The following is a 19,141-nucleotide window of genomic DNA, read 5'->3' as shown; positions in this document are numbered from 1 at the left end:
AAGGAATGGGTCACGTGAATCCTATTGTAAAGAGTTTTGAGTATGGTCAACATACAGTCACCCTGGAAACAGGTGTTATAGCGCGTCAAGCTGATGCAGCCGTTTTAGCGAGTATGGGTGACACGACAGTGTTAGTCACTGTTGTCGGTAAAAAAGATGCAGATGCAGGCCGTGACTTTTTCCCTCTGACTGTTAACTATCAAGAAAAAACCTACGCAGCGGGTAAAATTCCTGGTGGTTTCTTTAAGCGTGAAGGCCGTCCTTCAGAAGATGAGACATTAATCGCTCGTCTGATCGACCGTCCAATTCGCCCTCTTTTCCCTAATGGTTTCAAAAACGAAGTTCAAGTTATCATTACCGTAGTATCTGTCGATCCACAAATCGAGCCAGATATCATCTCCATGATCGGTACTTCTGCGGCACTGGCTATTTCTGGTATTCCATTCAGCGGTCCTTTAGGTGCTGCACGTGTGGGTTACATTGATGGCGAATACGTGTTGAACCCAAGTGTTGCACAACTTGCAACCAGCCAACTGAACTTAGTGGTTGCTGGTACTGCTGGTGCAGTATTAATGGTGGAATCAGAAGCCCAAGCATTACCAGAAGAAGTGATGTTAGGTTCTGTAGTTTACGGTCACGATCAACAACAAGTGGTTATCAAGGCGATTGCTGAATTTAAAGCAGAAGCCGGTAAACCAACTTGGGATTGGACTGCACCAACGCAAGATGCCGATTTAGTTGCCCAAATCAAAGAGCTTGCTGAAGCTGGTTTAGGTGATGCGTATAAAATCCAAGTTAAACAAGATCGTTATGCTCAAGTTTCTGTTGTTAAAGCAGCAGCAAAAGAAGCCTTGTTAGCGAGCAATCCAAGCGTTGATTTACGTGAAGTTGACAACTTACTGGGCAGCTTAGAGAAGAAAGTGGTTCGTGGTCGCATCATCCGTGGCGAGCCACGTATTGATGGTCGTGAACCAGACATGATCCGTGCCTTAAGTGTGTTAGCGGGCGTATTGCCACGTACTCACGGTAGCGCATTGTTCACTCGTGGCGAAACTCAAGCGTTAGTCACTTGTACTCTAGGTACTGAACGTGATGCACAGAAGATTGACAGCATCATGGGCGAGCGCACTAACCGTTTTATGCTGCACTATAACTTCCCTCCATACTCTGTTGGTGAAACAGGCATGGTGGGATCACCTAAGCGCCGCGAAATCGGTCATGGTAAGTTAGCTTGGCGCGGTATTAACGCTGTTATGCCTTCAGCGGCTGAATTCCCATACAGCGTACGCGTTGTATCTGAAATCACTGAATCTAACGGTTCAAGCTCTATGGCGTCAGTATGTGGTACTTCTCTCGCGCTGATGGATGCCGGTGTACCTATCAAGACTTCTGTAGCGGGTATCGCTATGGGTCTAGTGAAAGAAGGCGATGATTTCGTTGTTCTTTCTGACATCTTAGGTGATGAAGATCATTTAGGTGACATGGACTTTAAAGTTGCGGGTACGCGTGATGGTATTACTGCACTGCAGATGGATATCAAGATCGAAGGTATCACTAAAGAAATCATGGATATCGCACTGCAACAAGCCTATGGTGCACGTGTACATATTCTAAACGTGATGGATCAAGCGATTGGTTCACACCGTGATGATATTTCTGATCACGCTCCACGTATCACTGTTATCAAGATCAACCCAGAAAAAATCCGTGACGTTATAGGTAAAGGTGGCGCAGTTATCCGTGCTCTGACCGAAGAAACGGGCACTACGATTGAACTGGAAGATGATGGTACTGTGAAAATCGCTTCTTCAAACGGCGAAGCAACTAAAGAAGCTATCCGTCGTATCGAAGAAATCACTTCAGAAGTTGAAGTGGGTCGTATCTACAATGGTAAGGTTATCCGTATCGTTGATTTCGGCGCATTCGTGAATATTCTGCCGGGCAAAGACGGTTTAGTACACATTTCACAAATCAGTGATGAACGTGTTGCTAACGTGTCTGATCACCTTGAGCTGAACCAAGAAGTTGCCGTTAAGGTGATGGAAGTGGATCGTCAAGGCCGCGTACGTCTGTCAATTAAAGAAGCACAAACGAAAGAAGCTGCTGAATAATGAGTTTTTGACTTATTTATAGGCACACACTTTTTAAGTGATTGCATCAAAAGGAGATCAAATGATCTCCTTTTTTGTTTTGGCATTAAGAAAGTCACTATTAATCTTAATTCCCTAATAGCGGTCCTGTGGTGGGATTGCTATCATGAAGATTCTTCTGCGTATGTTGGGAATCTAAAAAGGTAGAAATGGATGAGTCTTAAAATTAGAACCGCTGTCGTTGCTGTGCTGGCGAGTGCCAGTCTGTTGTTAGCCGGATGCGTAACCACCCAGTCTCCTTTAGATAACCATAATGATGTTGAAGGTAAATTGGTTGTCGCGCCGGTTATGCCTGATTATAAAGTCGAAGTGACACTGGCAAAACTCAACGAGATTTTGGCTACGGTCGAACTGACGAATGAACAGAGAGCCAGATTTCATTACGATCGTGGTGTGATTTACGACAGTGTGGGCTTAAGACTGCTCGCACGGATTGATTTTATGCAAGCGTTAAAACTTCAGCCTGATCTTGCTGATGCCTATAATTTCCTTGGAATTTATTACACCCAAGAAGGTGAATACGACAGCGCCTATGAAGCCTTCGATGGCGTATTAGAGTTAGCACCTAATTATGATTATGCCTATTTGAATCGCGGTATTGCTTTGTACTATGGCGACCGTATTGATTTAGCGACTAAAGATATGCAGGCGTTTTATGCAGGCGATAATAAAGACGGTTATCGGGCATTATGGCTGTATTTGATTGATTTGAAAGCTGACTCTGTTGAAGCTAAAAAACAGTTAGCGCAGCATCGTCAGAATTTAGAAAATGATGCTTGGGCGACCGTTATCGTCGATTATTATTTAGGTAAAAAAAGCCGTGATGAGGTGTTTTCTGCCGCTAAAGTAGGCTTAACATATCCGAAAGAATATGCTGAACGTTTATGTGAAGCTTATTTTTACCTTGCAAAAATGGCGATAGAAACTAAGCAATATCAAGATGCTGCAAACTATTTTCGCTTAGCATTGGCAACCAATATCTATGATTTTGTCGAACATAGATATGCGCGTATTGAACTCGCCAAAGTCAAAGGTTTGCTCGAAGCCACAAAATAACCTCTCTCAGCCCGAGTTCATCTCGGGCTTTGCCTAGCCAAGCTCGAACTGAGGCGCTATAATTTGCGCCTTTTTAGCGATACAAGTGCATAGGTTAACATGTCAGGCAATAAAGTAGAGGTCGATAAACGTCGCACCTTCGCGATCATATCGCACCCCGACGCGGGTAAAACAACCATTACCGAAAAAGTGCTGTTATTCGGAAACGCTTTGCAGAAAGCGGGTACGGTTAAAGGCAAAAAATCGGGTCAGCATGCTAAGTCTGACTGGATGGAAATGGAGAAAGACCGTGGTATTTCTATTACTACGTCTGTCATGCAATTCCCCTATGGTGGCGCCCTTGTTAACCTACTCGATACGCCTGGTCACGAAGACTTCTCTGAAGATACTTATCGTACTCTGACAGCCGTTGACTCATGTTTGATGGTGATCGACTCTGCTAAGGGTGTTGAAGACCGTACGATCAAGTTGATGGAAGTGACACGTCTGCGTGATACGCCGATTGTGACCTTTATGAACAAACTCGACCGCGATATCCGTGATCCTATTGATCTGATGGATGAAGTCGAAAACGTGCTGAATATTGCCTGTGCACCTATTACTTGGCCTATTGGCAGCGGTAAAGAATTTAAAGGTATTTACCACATACTGCGTGATGAAGTGGTCTTGTATCAAGGCGGCATGGGACATACGATCCAAGAACGTCGAGTGATTAAAGGCATTAATAATCCTGATCTTGAGAAAGCGATTGGCAGTTATGCCGCCGATTTGCGTGATGAGATGGAATTAGTACGTGGCGCGTCAAATGAGTTTGACCATGCGGCTTTTTTGAAAGGTGAGTTGACCCCAGTATTTTTTGGTACTGCTTTAGGTAACTTCGGTGTGGACCATATTCTTGACGGTATCGTTGAGTGGGCACCTAAGCCACTTCCTCGCGAAAGCGATGTGCGAGTGATCATGCCTGACGAAGAAAAATTCACCGGTTTTGTATTTAAGATCCAAGCAAACATGGATCCTAAACACCGTGACCGTGTCGCCTTTATGCGTGTGTGTTCAGGCCGTTACGAGCAAGGCATGAAAATGCACCATGTGCGTATTGGTAAAGATGTTAACGTTAGCGATGCATTGACCTTTATGGCGGGCGATCGTGAGCGTGCTGAAGAAGCTTACCCAGGCGATATCATCGGTTTACATAACCATGGCACTATCCGTATTGGCGATACGTTTACCCAAGGTGAAAAATTCCGTTTCACTGGCGTACCTAACTTCGCCCCTGAAATGTTCCGCCGTATTCGTTTGCGCGATCCGCTTAAACAGAAGCAACTCTTAAAAGGCTTAGTACAGTTATCTGAAGAAGGTGCTGTACAAGTATTCCGCCCAATTGATACTAACGATTTGATTGTTGGCGCTGTGGGTGTACTGCAGTTTGAAGTGGTTGTTGGTCGTCTGAAGAGTGAATATAACGTCGAAGCTATTTACGAAGGTATTAGCGTGTCGACAGCTCGCTGGGTTTATTGTAAGGATGAGCGTAAGCTTGAAGAGTTCCGCCGTAAGTGTAGCCAAAACTTGGCTCTCGATGGTGGCGATAACTTAACCTATATTGCGCCAACTATGGTTAACCTTAATCTTTCGATGGAAAGATATCCTGATATTGAGTTTGCGAAAACCCGCGAACATTAATAGGGTTCGGTCTAGAATAGTGGTTGAAATGGCGGTGAATTCACCGCCATTTTTGTATCTAATGAAAATTAAAAATCGGTTCTGGATGTGAATGATGGCGAATTGGATCACAAAAACATGGCAGGCTTATATTCATTGGTGTGACCGAATGGGGCTGACACCTGAAAATCGTCGCTGTTGCATGCCACGCCTTGAAGATCCTCCATTAGCGGTAAAATGCGCCAAAGCTTTGGTGGTTGACGAAACCGTATCACCACCTGAACCTCATTCAATTGGTAAATCGACCGCAAAGTGAGGCATTTACTGTGATTGATACCCACGCCCATTTGGATTTTGCTGAGTTTGATGTTGACCGCGACGATGTGGTGTTGCGAATGCACAGTGTTGGCGTAGATAATCTGATTATTCCCGGTGTGTCGCCGCAGCACTGGTACAAACAGCTCGCCGTTGCCGAACAATACCAAACTTATTTTGCCCTTGGTATTCATCCTTGGTTTTGTCCAGAGGATGTTGATGCTGGGATCTTAGCATTAACATCTCAAGTTTCGGCGTTACTAGAATGTCCTCGCTTTGTTGCTATTGGTGAATGTGGCTTAGATAAGCTCTATTCCTCAACCTGGCCTCAGCAGCTAGCGTTTTTTGAGGCACAATTAGCTTTAGCTAAGTCCGTTAATCTGCCTGTTATTATTCATAGCGTAAAAGCACATTCAGAGGTTTTAGGGTGTTTGAAAAAGCATCAATTGCCTAGAGGCGGTGTGATACATGCTTTTTCTGGCAGTACTGAAATTGCACTGGAATATATCAAATTAGGTTTTAAGCTGGGAATTGGTGGTTTGATTATGAACCCTAATGCCAAAAAATTGCTTAAAACTGTCAGCGAATTACCACTTCAGCACTTCATACTTGAGACTGACTCTCCTGCAATGACACCGATAAATGTTACTGAAAAACGTAACCAGCCCGCTAACCTTGTTCTTTTTATAGACAAAATTGCCAATTTGCAAAAAAAATCAAGTGTTCTAATATCAGAACACTTGGTGTCGAATGTAATGCAACTGTTTGACCTTTAGCTGTTTTTAAATAAACAGGTGTAGGTCGCACTAGCATTCTGCACTAAGCGATTGAAATTAAACTCCAAAAATATGATCAAAACGACGATTTTCGACTTTGCCTCGGGTATAATCTGACTCGGAAATAGGTTGATTAACAACATAATTAAAAAGTGTTAACAATAGGGTGATGGTTAATGGATATATTAATGAGTTTAGTAGGGGTGGTCACCCTACTTGCGATAGGTTTCCTCCTATCGAATAACAAAAAAGCAATTAATTTACGTACAGTGGGTGGCGCGTTAGCTATCCAAGCTGCCTTCGGTGGTTTTGTACTGTATGTTCCAGTTGGTAAAGACATTCTGAAAGGGATGTCTGATGCGGTTTCTAGCGTTATTGGTTACGCACAAAACGGTATCGGTTTCCTGTTTGGTGATTTAGCTAACTTCAAACTTGGCTTTATCTTCGCAGTTAACGTGTTACCCGTTATTGTGTTCTTCTCTTCTCTGATTGCGGTTCTATATTACTTAGGCGTTATGCAGTGGATCATCCGTATCATCGGTGGTGGTTTACAAAAGGCATTGGGCACAAGCCGTACTGAATCTATGTCAGCAACTGCTAACATCTTCGTTGGTCAGACTGAAGCCCCATTAGTGGTTCGCCCATTCATTCCAACTATGACGCAGTCTGAACTGTTTGCGATCATGGTGGGTGGTTTGGCATCAATCGCGGGTTCAGTATTGGCTGGTTACGCGCAGATGGGTGTACCTATCGAATACTTAGTTGCCGCTTCATTCATGGCAGCACCAGGTGGTCTATTAATGGCTAAACTGATGCACCCTGAAACTGAAGCTGCTAAAAATGACATGAGCGATTTACCAGAAGATCCTGACAAACCAGCTAACGTATTAGACGCCGCTGCTGCAGGTGCTTCATCTGGTATGCATTTAGCCTTAAACGTAGGCGCTATGTTGTTAGCCTTCGTTGGTTTGATCGCTATGGTCAACGGCATTATTGGTGGTGTGGGTGGTTGGTTTGGCGTTGAAGGTTTAACACTTGAACTGATCCTTGGCTATGTGTTTATGCCATTAGCATTCCTTATCGGTGTGCCTTGGAATGAAGCATTAGTAGCAGGTTCTTTCATCGGTCAAAAGATCATTGTTAACGAATTCGTTGCTTACTTAAACTTTGCTCCATATATCTCTGATGCTGCCACTACTTGTACAGCGGTTGCTGCTGAAGTTGTTAAAGGCCTGCCGTTATGCGTTGCTGAAACTCAAGCTGTGATGACTCATAGAACACAAGCGATTATTTCGTTTGCTCTGTGTGGTTTCGCTAACTTGTCTTCAATCGCGATTTTGCTTGGTGGTTTAGGTGCTATGGCTCCTAACCGTCGTCATGATTTAGCTACAATGGGTATTCGTGCGGTTATCGCCGGCTCTTTAGCTAACTTAATGAGCGCAACACTTGCTGGTTTGTTCTTAGCTATCTAAGTAACAACAGCAGGGGGAAACCCCACTAACTGGGTCCTGACCATGCAGGGCAGGGCCTAAGTTAATTCAACCATTTTCCAGTAGTGATTCCTGTAGTGAATAGTTTCTCCAATTGAAAGATACAGAATGCAACTGAAGTGTAGCTGTCATTCTGTCTTAAATGTCGTGAGTCTACGGTTACGTTAATTAATCGTAATGCAGAAGTCGCGACTTTGTTCACAATTAAGAATTTTGTGTTTGTGATTTTACGCTAGATTATTGAGATTTTTTTTAATCTAGGTAGAATGCGAACGCCACAAAAAGAACGCTACCCTCGATGGTAGCAAACAAGATAAATGGGGTTGATGATGAAAAACGTTAAAACTTTAGCTTTAGCCGCTACTGCAGTAGCAGCAATCTCTGGCAACGCATTTGCTGCTGATCGTTCAGATATATATGCAACTGACTACAAGTGGATGCAGTTCAACGCTATGTATGCAATTGATGAACATCCAATTGCTCCAGGTGCCGATGCAGAACATAATTACCTTGAAATGGAGTTTGGTGGCCGTAAAGGTGTTGTTGACCTATATGGTTATGTTGATGTGTTCAATTTAGCCAATAGCGGTTCTGGCGACAAGGTCGATGGCGCTAGTAAGATGTTTATGAAGTTTGCACCACGTTTTTCGTTGGATGCAATCACTGGCTTAGATCTTTCAGCTGGTCCAATTCAAGAAGTTTATTTTTCTACTCTATTCAACTGGGGTGGCGGAGCTTTTAATAAAGATGGTTCTGGCGATGTAAACATGTCTTTCTGGGGTGTTGGTGCTGATGTTATGGTACCTTGGTTAGGTAAAACTGGCATGAACTTATATGCCACTTACGATATCAATGCTAAGGATTGGAATGGTTATCAATTCTCTGCTAACTGGTTCAAACCTTTCTACTTCTTTGATAACAAGAGCTTCCTGTCATTCCAAGGTTATGTTGATTATCAATTTGGTGCTGATGAAGTAAATGCTTATGACACAAATGGCATTTATCAGAATACGACTTTCACTACTAACGGTGGCAACGTGTTCTTTGGCCTATACTGGCATTCAGATAACTATGCTCTAGGTTATGGTCTGAAAGGCTTTAAAGATGTTTACCTGCTTAAAGACGGTGGCACTTATGGTCTAGATACGACTGGCTGGGCACATTACTTCACAGCTACTTACAAGTTCTAATTACTTGTCATAGTTGCTTGTTGGAGCCGCATTATGCGGCTCCATCTTTGTTTTACCATGAGTCTTTATCTAAGCCTATTAGGCTAACAAGTGGGTTTATATAAAGGTTTGTGTTTTTCTCGCGCTAAAATGGATTTTTCGCGGAAAAGTAGGAGCAAGATTTTATTCGTATCCTCTCTTCCGGTCTTCAAGGATTCAAGTCGTGGTCACTTATAAGTTATTTTAAGTGTCAGGATGCCTATTGTTCTTTATGACTTAGGCAAGATTGAATACCTACAACAAGGTAGTTTGTACAAGCAAATTACTCGGCACCGCCTGAAGGCCCGGCCATATAAAAATAATCAAAATAATGCCACCTCTCAAGCGTTGCTTTTATGCGACTGATTTCTATTCATTTAATTTTTATTTTGGAGAGCTATTATGACTGATTTAAAAAAAGCAGCACAACGCGCCATTGAGTTAATGGACTTAACGACTTTGAATGATGACGACACAGATCAAAAAGTGATCGACCTGTGCCACAAAGCGAAAACGGCTGCGGGCAATACCGCCGCTATCTGCATTTACCCACGTTTCATTCCGATTGCACGCAAGACGCTAGATGAAATCGGTGCTGAAGATATCCAAATTGCCACTGTGACTAACTTCCCCCATGGCAATGATGACATTGCCATTGCTGTGCTAGAAACTCGCGCCGCTGTTGCCTATGGTGCCGACGAAGTTGACGTGGTATTCCCATACCGCGCACTGATGGAAGGCAATGAAACAATTGGTTTTGAATTAGTTAAAGCCTGTAAAGAAGCCTGTGGTGAAGTCTTGTTAAAAGTCATCATCGAATCTGGCGTGTTAGCTGATCCTGCGCTTATCCGCCGTGCATCTGAGCTTTCAATCGATGCGGGTGCTGACTTTATTAAAACATCTACTGGTAAAGTGCCTGTAAACGCCACACTTGAAGCGGCTGAAATCATGTTAACTGTGATCAGCGAGAAGAATACCAAAGTAGGCTTCAAGCCTGCCGGTGGTGTGCGTGATGCTGCACAAGCGGCTGAATTCCTCGGTGTTGCGGAGCGTATTTTAGGTGCTGACTGGGTTTCACCACGTACCTTTAGATTTGGTGCTTCAAGTTTACTAAACAGCTTGTTACACACACTAGAATTAGCTGATGCGCCTAAGCCGACTCAAGGCTATTAATTGCAAACTATCGCTGATTAATACTATCAGCGTATAGCGAGCCTAATTAAGTGTGACCTAAATCTATTTGGCAAACTCAAAACTTCGATAGTATGAACTTGTAATATTGCTACAGTTTTGATGTTTCATTGCAAAGATAAGCACTAGCGACAGGGTTGTTAGTGCCTATCTTGGAGGCAGTATCATGTTTCTAGCTCAAGAGATTATTCGTAAAAAACGTAATGGTTTAGCGCTAAGTTCCGCAGAAATACAGTTTTTTGTTCAAGGCATCACTACTAACGCAGTGTCCGAAGGTCAGATTGCCGCATTAGGCATGGCTGTGTACTTTAATGACATGAATATGGATGAAAGAATCGCTTTAACGACAGCGATGCGTGATTCTGGCACTGTACTTAATTGGCAATCATTGGGACTCAATGGCCCTGTTATTGACAAGCACAGCACTGGCGGTGTGGGCGATGTGATTAGCCTTATGCTTGGCCCTATGGCTGCGGCTTGTGGTGGTTATGTACCTATGATTTCTGGGCGTGGCCTAGGTCATACGGGCGGCACGCTCGATAAGTTTGATGCCATTCCGGGTTATCAAACTGAGCCATCAAGTGAATTGTTCCGTAAAGTGGTTAAAGAAGTCGGTGTGGCGATTATTGGTCAAACAGGCGATCTCGTTCCTGCCGACAAACGTTTCTATTCTATCCGCGATAATACCGCCACCGTTGAATCCATTTCCCTCATTACAGCGTCGATTCTGTCTAAGAAATTAGCCTGTAATTTAGATGCGCTAGCGATGGATGTGAAAGTTGGTAGTGGTGCTTTTATGCCAACCTATGAGGCATCTGAAGAATTAGCTCGCAGTATTGCAGCTGTTGCTAATGGCGCGGGCACTAAAACGACAGCTTTGCTTACCGATATGAATCAAGTGCTTGCATCTTGTGCCGGTAACGCGGTTGAAGTGAAAGAAGCCATTGACTTTTTAACGGGTGCTTACCGTAACCCGCGTTTATATGAAGTCACTATGGGTCTTTGCGCTGAGATGTTGCTTCTGGGCGGTCTTGCAAGCAATGAAGCCGACGCTCGCGCTAAACTGAATCGTGTGCTCGATAATGGTCGCGCTGCAGAACTCTTTGGCAAGATGGTGTCGGGTCTTGGTGGCCCAGTCGATTTTGTTGAAAACTACAGTAAATACCTACCGCAATCACAAATTATTCGTCCAGTTTTTGCCGATATGCAAGGTTATGCCTATAGCATGGATACCCGTGAATTAGGTTTAGCGGTTGTGACCTTAGGTGGCGGCCGCCGTAAGCCCGGTGATGCACTAGACTATAGTGTTGGCTTAACTCAAGTGTGTGCTTTAGGCGATAAAGTAGATTCATCGACTCCGATTGCCGTTATCCATGCACAGTCTGAAGCCGCCTTCGCGGAAGCTGAACTTGCGGTGAAAAAAGCGATTCACATTGGTGAAACCGCTCCAGAAAAAACACCTGAGATCTATGCCTATATTCGTGCATCGGATCTTTAAGGAAGAATTATGAAACGTACCATTATTATGATGTTGGACTCCTTTGGAGTCGGTGCTTCTGCTGATGCAGCAAGCTTTGGTGATGTCGGTTCCGATACCTTTGGTCATATTGCTAAAGCATGTGCCGAAGGCAAAGCCGATATTGGCCGCGAAGGTCCGCTGAAATTACCTAACTTAGCGCGCTTAGGTTTAGGCCATGCAGCGATGGAAAGTACTGGCGCCTTTGCCCCCGGTTTTGGCGATAATGTTGAGCTGATTGGTGCTTATGGTCATGCACAAGAGTTAAGTTCGGGTAAAGATACGCCGAGCGGTCACTGGGAGATGGCGGGCGTGCCCGTACTATTCGAGTGGGGTTATTTCAGCGAGCACCAAAATTCTTTCCCTAAAGAACTGACGGATAAGATCTTAGCCCGTGCAGGTCTGGATGGATTCTTAGGTAATTGCCATGCCTCAGGTACAACCATTTTAGAAGAGTTAGGCGAAGAGCACATGCGCTCTGGCAAGCCTATTTTCTACACCTCTGCTGATTCAGTATTCCAAATCGCTTGTCATGAAGAAACCTTCGGTTTAGACAATCTCTATCGTCTTTGCGAAATAACCCGTGAAGAGTTAGAGCCTTACAACATAGGTCGCGTCATTGCCCGTCCATTTGATGGTACTGGTCCAAGTGATTTTGCCCGTACCGGCAATCGTAAGGATTATTCGCTCGCGCCACCTGCAAAAACTGTACTCGATAAGCTGAAAGAGGCTGGCGGTGAAGTGGTGAGTGTAGGCAAGATTGCCGACATTTATGCTTACTGTGGTATCACTAAAAAAGTGAAGGCGAACGGCTTAGAAGCACTTTTCGATGCGACCTTAGCCGAAGTGAAATCTGCGGGTGATAACACTATCGTGTTTACTAACTTCGTTGATTTCGACTCTCACTACGGTCATCGCCGTGATGTTGCTGGCTACGCCAAAGGGCTGGAATATTTTGATGCCCGTTTGCCTGAAATGCTCGCATTATTAGGTGAAGACGATCTGCTGATTTTAACGGCGGATCACGGTTGCGATCCAACATGGCAAGGTACGGATCATACTCGTGAATATGTGCCAGTATTAGCCTTTGGCGCTGGATTGAAAGCAGGTTCTTTGGGGCGTCGTAAGAGCTTTGCCGATATCGGTCAATCTATTGCTAGCCACTTTAAGCTTGAACCTATGGCCTATGGTGAATCTTTCCTTTAGGCAAATTAGCATTTATTTCGATTTGGCGGCTGACATTTGCCGCCAGTAAACAAAGACTTAAGTCTTAATAAAATAAACAGGGGTTATTTCGATGGCAACACCACACATTAATGCTGTAGAGGGCGCATTCGCTGAGACAATGCTGTTTCCAGGCGATCCATTACGTGCAAAATATATTGCTGAAACATTCTTAGAAAATGTTGAGCAAGTGACTGATGTTCGAAACATGCTAGGTTTTACTGGTACTTACAAAGGTAAGCGTATTTCAGTAATGGGTTCTGGCATGGGTATTCCTTCATGCTCTATCTATGCAACTGAATTAATTCGTGATTACGGCGTTAAGAACCTGATCCGTGTGGGTACTTGTGGTGCGATCAGCACTGACGTTAAAGTACGTGACGTGATCATCGGTATGGGTGCATGTACTGACTCAGCGGTTAACCGTTTACGTTTTAAAGGCCAAGATTTTGCCGCTATCGCTAACTATGAGCTGATGAATGCGGTTATCGAATCTGCGAAAGCTCGTGGCACTAAAGTTCGCGTAGGTAACATTTTCTCTGCGGACCTGTTCTATACTCCTGATCCACAAATGTTTGACGTGATGGAGAAGATGGGCGTATTAGGCGTTGAAATGGAAGCGGCTGGTTTGTACGGCGTTGCCCATGAGTTTGGTGCGCGTGCCCTGTGCGTTGTGACTGTATCTGATCATATCCGCACCGGTGAAAAGACTTCTGCAGAAGAACGTCAAACCACATTCAATGACATGATCATCATGACATTAGAAGCGGCGATTACACTGTAACTGTTACGCTGTAAGAGTGTGCTACTGAAAAAGGGTTCGCAATGCGAACCCTTTTTTATGCCAATTTTTAGCGGCTTTTCTATTCAACTTTATTATTAATGGTTTGGTTATTAGAAATTGCTTGTTTATGGCTTATCTAGAGCTTGGCTATCAATAGATTAGTGATTTGCCTTATCTATCGAAATAGAGATTAACCTGTTGAATCTGTGTCGAGATCACTTGGTTCACTGGGTGTTTTTGGCGTCGAGGTTTCGGCTGCTGCTGTTGCTGTTGATTTAGTCGCGTGTTTTACCCGACGGACACTTTTCACTTTAGGTTTAACCTTAACAGGTGCCGCTTGTTCCGCATCGTTTGCCGCGTTTTCAACTGCTGTATTATCCTGTAATTCCAATGATTTTTCTGACGTTTTTTCGGCCTTAGTTTGCACGCTGGTCTGAGTGAGCTTATCGGTATTTGCCTCTGTCACTGCTTTTGGTGCCTTAGTGGGCTTAGTCACTTTCTCTTGTGGGTTATCAGTGGTTGCCACCGGTTGATCTTCGTTTAGCTCTTGCGCCAAACCATCATTAACACTTTCTGATGGCTCTTCAGCTATGGATCGTTTCTTAGGTTTTTTCGGCGCTTGACGCAACGTAACCCGAAAGCGGCGGCGGTCGAAGTCGGCACGTTTGAAAGACAAAGAGCGCGAAAGCAACATACCAATCAAGCCTGCAACCAACAGCATGATTTGTTGTTGCTCCATGTTTAAATTATGGGCTTCTTTGATTTCGTTGAAAAATAACTTGGTATCAAGCCTAACTTCGACATAACCTAGATTTTTCCCTTCTTGGATCACGGGCTCTACATAGGGAGGATATTTGCTTAGCAGCAAATTCATATCTTCAGAGTCAGGATCAACTACATCCTTAGTGATGCTTTGAGCGAAGGATAGCCGCATGCCTTGGTCACTGAAGATGGCGGCGGACATCACCTTAGGATCTTCCACTAAAGCGCTGGCGAGCCATTGCAACTGCTCGTCATTTTGCAGTTGTAGCGCGGGTGCGGCACCATAAGCGGTTTGCTGTACCAGTAATCTGGCCATCTTTTGAGTTTGGGACTTTAGAAGCAGCTGACCTTGTAGTAGGCTTGTTTGCCACAATTGCACTAAGCCGAATATTAAGGCGAATGCGGCGGCAATTTGGATCAGTCTACTGATTTTATGGCTTTTCTTTAGCCCTTTAAGATATAACACTTTGACCCTTAAAATGTAGAGCGCTTGCCTAATCATAATTGATTCTGAGTGAGCCCGATAGTTGGAGAATTTAAGTCCGATGGAAAGCTTGAACCAAGATGCGCTTTTTTTGTGGTTAGTCTCTGACCATTCCCCAAGGTTTGAACGCCAAGGGCAAGTGTTTGAACGTTATCAAGAGTCAGCAAACCCCGCAGGTGTTTCACGTGTGCGAATTATTTATCAAGATGCCGTGGTAGAGGCGACAATATCGGCATGGATAGCGCAATTATCTCAGTCTAACGTTATCGGTATCGCCCATATCGAACGACAAGTTGGTTTACATTGTATCGAGTTGGCACTGGTAAATTTGCCTTCTCAGGCGCAGTTAGCGGCATTCCCGCAATCTTTAGCTGAGCTGCATGTCATCAATTTTGATTTGCCTCGCTTGAATCAGCCCGGTTTATTAGTGATGGATATGGATTCCACTGCGATTCAGATTGAATGTATTGATGAATTAGCGGCCATGGCAGGCGTGGGTGAGCGCGTGGCGGCGATTACTGAACGTGCTATGCAAGGTGAGCTAGATTTTGAGCAGAGTCTGCGTCAGCGTGTGGCACAGCTTAAGGGCGCCGATGCCAGAATTATAACGACCTTGTGCGACAACTTGCCTTTGATGCCTGGGCTTGAGCTTATGCTTTTAGAGCTTAAATCCCATGGCTGGCGTTTAGTGGTTGCATCTGGCGGCTTTACTCCTTTTGTTGGCCATTTAAGGCAGCTTTTAAACTTAGATGCGGCCTTTGCTAATGAGTTAGTGATCACTGATGGTAAACTTGCGGGTGAAGTAACAGGTAAAGTTGTGGATGCGCAGTTTAAGGCGGATGTGGTTGAGCGTTGCAGTGAGCAGTGGCAAATTCCAAAAGGCCAAAGAGTCGCGATCGGCGATGGCGCGAATGATATTCCTATGGTGATGGCAGCGGATTTTGGTATCGCTTTCCATGCCAAACCTAAGCTGGCAGCGGCGGCGGATGCCAATATTTGCCATCTCGACCTGCGGGTTCTACCTTATCTGCTACAAATCTAGGTTATTCATTTATTTAAATATAAGTCTGGATAGAGACTGAGTTAGAGTAAGGACTCTTGTCTTTTATTGATGAGCTGGTAGTTTAGGGATATTGATAAACTACCAGTGACTTATTTTGACTCAGCTCGCCCAAGGCTCAATTTCGACCATTTCACAGTCTTCAATCTACCTGCCGTACCGCGATGGTCAACTGCATCTACGCCAGTTATTACCGGCTGCGCCTGATTTTTCTAAAACGCCTATCCTCATGCTTCATGGTGCTATGTCTAACGGTCGAGTGTTTTATAGCCAGAGTGGCCGTGGTCTTGGTTGTTATTTAGCTAAGGCGGGATTTGTGGTGTATGTGCTGGATACTGCAGGAAGAGGGCTCAGCTTGCCTAAAATCGATCGTGATTTTACCTTAGGGCAGGGTGAAGTGATCCGCGAGCAGTTACCTTTAGTGCAGCAGGCGATTCTCGATTTACATCAAAAAGTCTGCAAAGGCGCCACGGCTCGTAAAGCCGTGGCGCCTTTGCAGGTGCATTGGTGCGCCCATTCATGGGGCGGCGTGTTGATGGCGAGTAGTTTGGCCCGATATCCTGATTTGCAGCAAAGCGTTCGTTCACTGCTTACTTTCGGTAGCAAACGGACAATTCGGGTTAAGTCCTTCAAAAAGTGGTTAATGGTTGATGTTTTTTGGAATCGTTTAGCGCCAGGTTTAGCGATGGGCCAAGGTTACCTCGCCGCCGATAAGCTGCGTATTGGTATGGATAATGAAAGTCGCGCCTCATTAGTTCAAAGTATCGATTGGGTGCGGGGTGATTGGATCGATCACGATGATGGGTTTGATTATGCGAAAGCGGCAAAGCATGCTCATTGGCCACCAGCTTGGTTTATCTCAGGGCAAAACGATACTGTGTTGGGGCATCCAGAAGATGTGGCGGATATGGTCGTAGAGTGTGGTTTTAAACGGGTTAAATCGACGCTTCTCTCTAAGGATAATGGCTTTAAGCATGACTATGGTCATGCAGATATGCTGACGCATTTAGATGCCACCAGTGATCATTTTCCTAAGATAAGGGATTGGTATTTAAGTTTTGATCTGGCGGTATTAAACAATTAAGACTGCTTTTTATGAAGTACTGGGTATCTTAATTCAACTTCTTGGGTAATATCTAACAGTTCGCCGACACCAATCACACGCCATAACTGTTCTTCTAACTGCTTAGCTTTATGGTTTGCATGAATATTAATGTATTCCAATTCACGGCGTAGGTAGTTCATATCAGGCTTCTCTGTCGCGCCGCGATAAATCCGTAGGGCGAGAAACCTGCCTAGTGCTTTGCTCTGATTGATAAAGGTTATCTGTGCTTCGACATCGCCGATTTCAGTTGCAAGAGTGCACTTTAAAAAGATTTTTCCGCGAGATTGGCGAATTAACTGAATAAACACTTCAATAAAATCCATGTCCTGTTGGGGTTTCATTTGACGGATAGGTTCGAGAATATCTCGCTTAAAAAAACCGTCTTTTAGCAGTGGCGCTAAATTATATTGCAGGGTATCTGAGGTGCCTGCGGCAAAAATATCGCTGATCTCATCCTGTTGTGTACCAACGCCTAAACAAGCGACTTGGGCTGATTTTGTCGTTTTTTCAACAAAATAGGGCACAGAATGTAAATCATGCATCAAAATATTTTTTAAACCGTCAGCAAGTTCTTTGATTTCACTATTGTTTTCGGTGAGTTGCTCTAATTTTTCTTTGTTATGGGCAATAAGTTTATTTAAAAATTCCACTCCAACATGGGGCGTATGGCCCATAACGGCGGTTAAATGCAAGGTTACACCATTCTTGCGGGTACGTACTAAGCGGTAGGGGAGGTTATCTAGCTGTGTTTTGCCTGCAATGGTTTGGAGCTTTGGGAAGCTTAACAGTAGTGGTTTATTTGATGAAAAATCGGCAGGATTATCCAAGGTTAATTGCATGCCTCGGCTTGAAATATCTAAAGTAATGCCCGTGGCTTTGTGCTTGTCTTGAGTCACATTGACTAAGGTTTTAAAGGCGAAACGCGCTTCTTGGCGTCGCTCGCTAAACTGCATGGAAACTAACTTAATTTGATTGGTGGTCAGTCTTTGTTGACCAAAGGTTTTTAGGGCGTTGGCATTACTATCGTCTTGCCAAGCTTTGTAATGGCCTCTGGTATCTTCGTTGCTGATTTCGATGAGCTGAAGCAAATGACTAAATTGTGATAATTGTTGTTCGACCAATGGGCTAAATTTTGCTTCATCTCCAGGGAGGGTCGCACGTCGATAACCCTTATCATGATAAATTTTATCTTGGGTGACTTTGAAGATCCGCCAGCTGGGCTTGGTCGATGCAAAGCCTAAAAATAAAGGCATCATGCCCTTAGCTTTAAGCTCTGCTAAGGTGGCAGAGTAAAAATATAAGCAACCTTGGGCATTATAGGTAAAGCTAAAAAACAGCCCATGGTCGGGATTTTCAGGATGATTAAGTAGCGCAGATAAACGGCTTGGCGTCAGCATGGCTGGTAACTGGCTCACATCATTTTCATCTTGAAAATAATGCACTATCTGCTGGTTATCTCGGCTGAGTAGCATGTGGCTCAAACCTTGAGTTTGAGTATTGAAATATAAAGGTAAGTGCGGCAAATGGGGTAAATAATGACGCTCAAATCCGAGTCCAGATGCAGTTACTATCACATCATTCACATCTACTTTGTAACGCAGTTTGTAGCCGCGGATTAAATTGCCAAGCATTTCACTTAAGGCTTCGCTGCCCCCAATACGCTTGAGTCTTAACCAAATGTATTCGCCATTGGTTTGGCTATCGACAACCTCATAGTCAACACCGAGCTGGAGATCGGGATAGTAAAACTCTTCACTGAGTTCCAGCAACTTTATTTTAATGGGATGGTCGAGATCGAAGGGATGGTTGGCTGCAAGACGAATACGGGCACCACCTACGGATAAATCTGCAGTTATCCCTTGTACTTCACCACGGCCGGTTTGCGATGCTGCGATGCGAATACTGTAATTCATCCGCTCTTCTGTGCGGTTGAAATAACTGCCTAATACCACGCCGGGCACCATAAAAGGCTCTGACTCAGCGGCTTCCACTTGCGTGATATTTTGGCGCAACTTTAACCGACGTTGTTGGTGAGCATTGAGCACATACTCGTATACTCCCAAGGTATATTGGTTGCGAAACAGTGACATGGCCTCATGCATACTGTTTTTGGCGGGTTCATCTAAAAAATGTCGCTGTTGACCTAACATCACTTCAACACAAGGAAGCTCTGATTTATCCCTGAGATCGATAATTCGCGTGCATGGTGAAGCCAAACGACTGAGTTCCATTTTCACTAGAAAACGGGTCGAATTGGTTTCATCTATCGTCAGCTGCTGGAAAATCTCTTGGAAGTTAGGTTCCATGAGCAATGGCTTGAGCTGTTCGATGAGTGCACTATGGTTATCTAGACTCATGTAG

15 protein-coding genes are annotated in these 19,141 nt (G+C 44.3%); 13 read left to right on the top strand and 2 right to left on the bottom strand.

Features of this window, described 5'->3' with window-relative positions; all coding sequences use genetic code 11:
- Positions 1–14: 14 nt before the first annotated feature.
- The 11 genes from pnp (at position 15) to deoD (ending at position 13,369) form a co-directional block, all read left to right on the top strand.
- Positions 15–2,111 carry a polyribonucleotide nucleotidyltransferase gene (gene pnp, locus KFE26_RS00400; protein WP_212599327.1) on the top strand — a complete coding sequence of 699 codons (2,097 nt, stop codon included), beginning with the start codon at positions 15–17 and terminating at the stop codon, positions 2,109–2,111.
- 192 nt (positions 2,112–2,303) lie between these two features.
- On the top strand, positions 2,304–3,206 hold the full coding sequence (gene nlpI / locus KFE26_RS00395; protein ID WP_212599326.1) for a lipoprotein NlpI: 903 nt from the start codon (positions 2,304–2,306) through the stop codon (positions 3,204–3,206).
- Between the two features lie 99 nt (positions 3,207–3,305).
- Positions 3,306–4,886 (top strand): peptide chain release factor 3, encoded by a 1,581-nt coding sequence (prfC, locus tag KFE26_RS00390; protein WP_198572942.1) that lies wholly within the window; start codon positions 3,306–3,308, stop codon positions 4,884–4,886.
- 91 nt (positions 4,887–4,977) lie between these two features.
- Positions 4,978–5,181 carry a hypothetical protein gene (locus tag KFE26_RS00385; protein WP_212599325.1) on the top strand — a complete coding sequence of 68 codons (204 nt, stop codon included), beginning with the start codon at positions 4,978–4,980 and terminating at the stop codon, positions 5,179–5,181.
- Positions 5,182–5,191: 10 nt separating this feature from the next.
- Complete coding sequence (locus KFE26_RS00380; protein ID WP_212599324.1) at positions 5,192–5,956, top strand: TatD family hydrolase; 765 nt, start codon at positions 5,192–5,194, stop codon at positions 5,954–5,956.
- Between the two features lie 176 nt (positions 5,957–6,132).
- Entirely contained in the window at positions 6,133–7,428 is a 1,296-nt protein-coding gene (locus KFE26_RS00375) for a NupC/NupG family nucleoside CNT transporter (RefSeq protein ID WP_131523244.1), read from the top strand.
- A gap of 347 nt (positions 7,429–7,775) precedes the next feature.
- Entirely contained in the window at positions 7,776–8,636 is an 861-nt protein-coding gene (locus KFE26_RS00370; RefSeq protein ID WP_212599323.1) for an outer membrane protein OmpK, read from the top strand.
- A 420-nt stretch (positions 8,637–9,056) separates the two neighbouring features.
- Entirely contained in the window at positions 9,057–9,827 is a 771-nt protein-coding gene (deoC, locus tag KFE26_RS00365) for a deoxyribose-phosphate aldolase (protein ID WP_212599322.1), read from the top strand.
- Between the two features lie 184 nt (positions 9,828–10,011).
- Positions 10,012–11,343, top strand: coding sequence for a thymidine phosphorylase (gene deoA / locus KFE26_RS00360; protein ID WP_173243376.1), 1,332 nt, complete (start codon positions 10,012–10,014; stop codon positions 11,341–11,343).
- Positions 11,344–11,352: 9 nt separating this feature from the next.
- Complete coding sequence (locus KFE26_RS00355) at positions 11,353–12,567, top strand: phosphopentomutase (protein ID WP_212599321.1); 1,215 nt, start codon at positions 11,353–11,355, stop codon at positions 12,565–12,567.
- 91 nt (positions 12,568–12,658) lie between these two features.
- Positions 12,659–13,369 (top strand): purine-nucleoside phosphorylase, encoded by a 711-nt coding sequence (deoD, locus tag KFE26_RS00350; RefSeq protein ID WP_113939310.1) that lies wholly within the window; start codon positions 12,659–12,661, stop codon positions 13,367–13,369.
- Positions 13,370–13,559: 190 nt separating this feature from the next.
- Here deoD and KFE26_RS00345 read toward each other — a convergent pair whose 3' ends face one another.
- Positions 13,560–14,633: a YtjB family periplasmic protein gene (locus KFE26_RS00345; RefSeq protein ID WP_249195541.1), complete on the bottom strand. Its 1,074-nt coding sequence runs from the start codon at positions 14,631–14,633 to the stop codon at positions 13,560–13,562.
- Positions 14,634–14,676: 43 nt separating this feature from the next.
- On the opposite strand from KFE26_RS00345, the gene serB reads away from it, so the two are divergent.
- Entirely contained in the window at positions 14,677–15,657 is a 981-nt protein-coding gene (serB, locus tag KFE26_RS00340; RefSeq protein ID WP_212599320.1) for a phosphoserine phosphatase SerB, read from the top strand.
- Between the two features lie 115 nt (positions 15,658–15,772).
- Positions 15,773–16,759 carry an alpha/beta fold hydrolase gene (locus tag KFE26_RS00335; protein ID WP_212599319.1) on the top strand — a complete coding sequence of 329 codons (987 nt, stop codon included), beginning with the start codon at positions 15,773–15,775 and terminating at the stop codon, positions 16,757–16,759.
- Here the strand turns inward: KFE26_RS00335 and KFE26_RS00330 are convergent.
- Entirely contained in the window at positions 16,756–19,137 is a 2,382-nt protein-coding gene (locus tag KFE26_RS00330; RefSeq protein ID WP_212599318.1) for a PilZ domain-containing protein, read from the bottom strand. The two genes, KFE26_RS00335 and KFE26_RS00330, sit on opposite strands and share 4 nt — an antisense overlap.
- Between the last annotated feature and the right edge of the window lie 4 nt (positions 19,138–19,141).

Source organism: Shewanella sp. M16, assembly GCF_018224605.1.
GTDB classification, from domain to species: Bacteria; Pseudomonadota; Gammaproteobacteria; order Enterobacterales; family Shewanellaceae; genus Shewanella; species Shewanella oncorhynchi.
The sequence above is the reverse complement of the archived record's forward strand: the minus strand, read 5'-3'. Positions and strand labels throughout refer to the sequence as shown.

What these genes read in the sequence shown, in the direction of transcription:
- nlpI (WP_212599326.1), top strand. Translation starts at nt 2,304, where the DNA reads ATGAGTCTTAAAATTAGAACCGCTGTCGTTGCTGTGCTGGCGAGTGCC.
- prfC (WP_198572942.1), top strand. Translation starts at nt 3,306, where the DNA reads ATGTCAGGCAATAAAGTAGAGGTCGATAAACGTCGCACCTTCGCGATC.
- KFE26_RS00385 (WP_212599325.1), top strand. Translation starts at nt 4,978, where the DNA reads ATGATGGCGAATTGGATCACAAAAACATGGCAGGCTTATATTCATTGG.
- KFE26_RS00375 (WP_131523244.1), top strand. Translation starts at nt 6,133, where the DNA reads ATGGATATATTAATGAGTTTAGTAGGGGTGGTCACCCTACTTGCGATA.
- KFE26_RS00370 (WP_212599323.1), top strand. Translation starts at nt 7,776, where the DNA reads ATGAAAAACGTTAAAACTTTAGCTTTAGCCGCTACTGCAGTAGCAGCA.
- deoC (WP_212599322.1), top strand. Translation starts at nt 9,057, where the DNA reads ATGACTGATTTAAAAAAAGCAGCACAACGCGCCATTGAGTTAATGGAC.
- deoA (WP_173243376.1), top strand. Translation starts at nt 10,012, where the DNA reads ATGTTTCTAGCTCAAGAGATTATTCGTAAAAAACGTAATGGTTTAGCG.
- KFE26_RS00355 (WP_212599321.1), top strand. Translation starts at nt 11,353, where the DNA reads ATGAAACGTACCATTATTATGATGTTGGACTCCTTTGGAGTCGGTGCT.
- deoD (WP_113939310.1), top strand. Translation starts at nt 12,659, where the DNA reads ATGGCAACACCACACATTAATGCTGTAGAGGGCGCATTCGCTGAGACA.
- KFE26_RS00345 (WP_249195541.1), bottom strand. Translation starts at nt 14,633, where the DNA reads ATGATTAGGCAAGCGCTCTACATTTTAAGGGTCAAAGTGTTATATCTT.
- serB (WP_212599320.1), top strand. Translation starts at nt 14,677, where the DNA reads ATGGAAAGCTTGAACCAAGATGCGCTTTTTTTGTGGTTAGTCTCTGAC.
- KFE26_RS00330 (WP_212599318.1), bottom strand. Translation starts at nt 19,137, where the DNA reads ATGAGTCTAGATAACCATAGTGCACTCATCGAACAGCTCAAGCCATTG.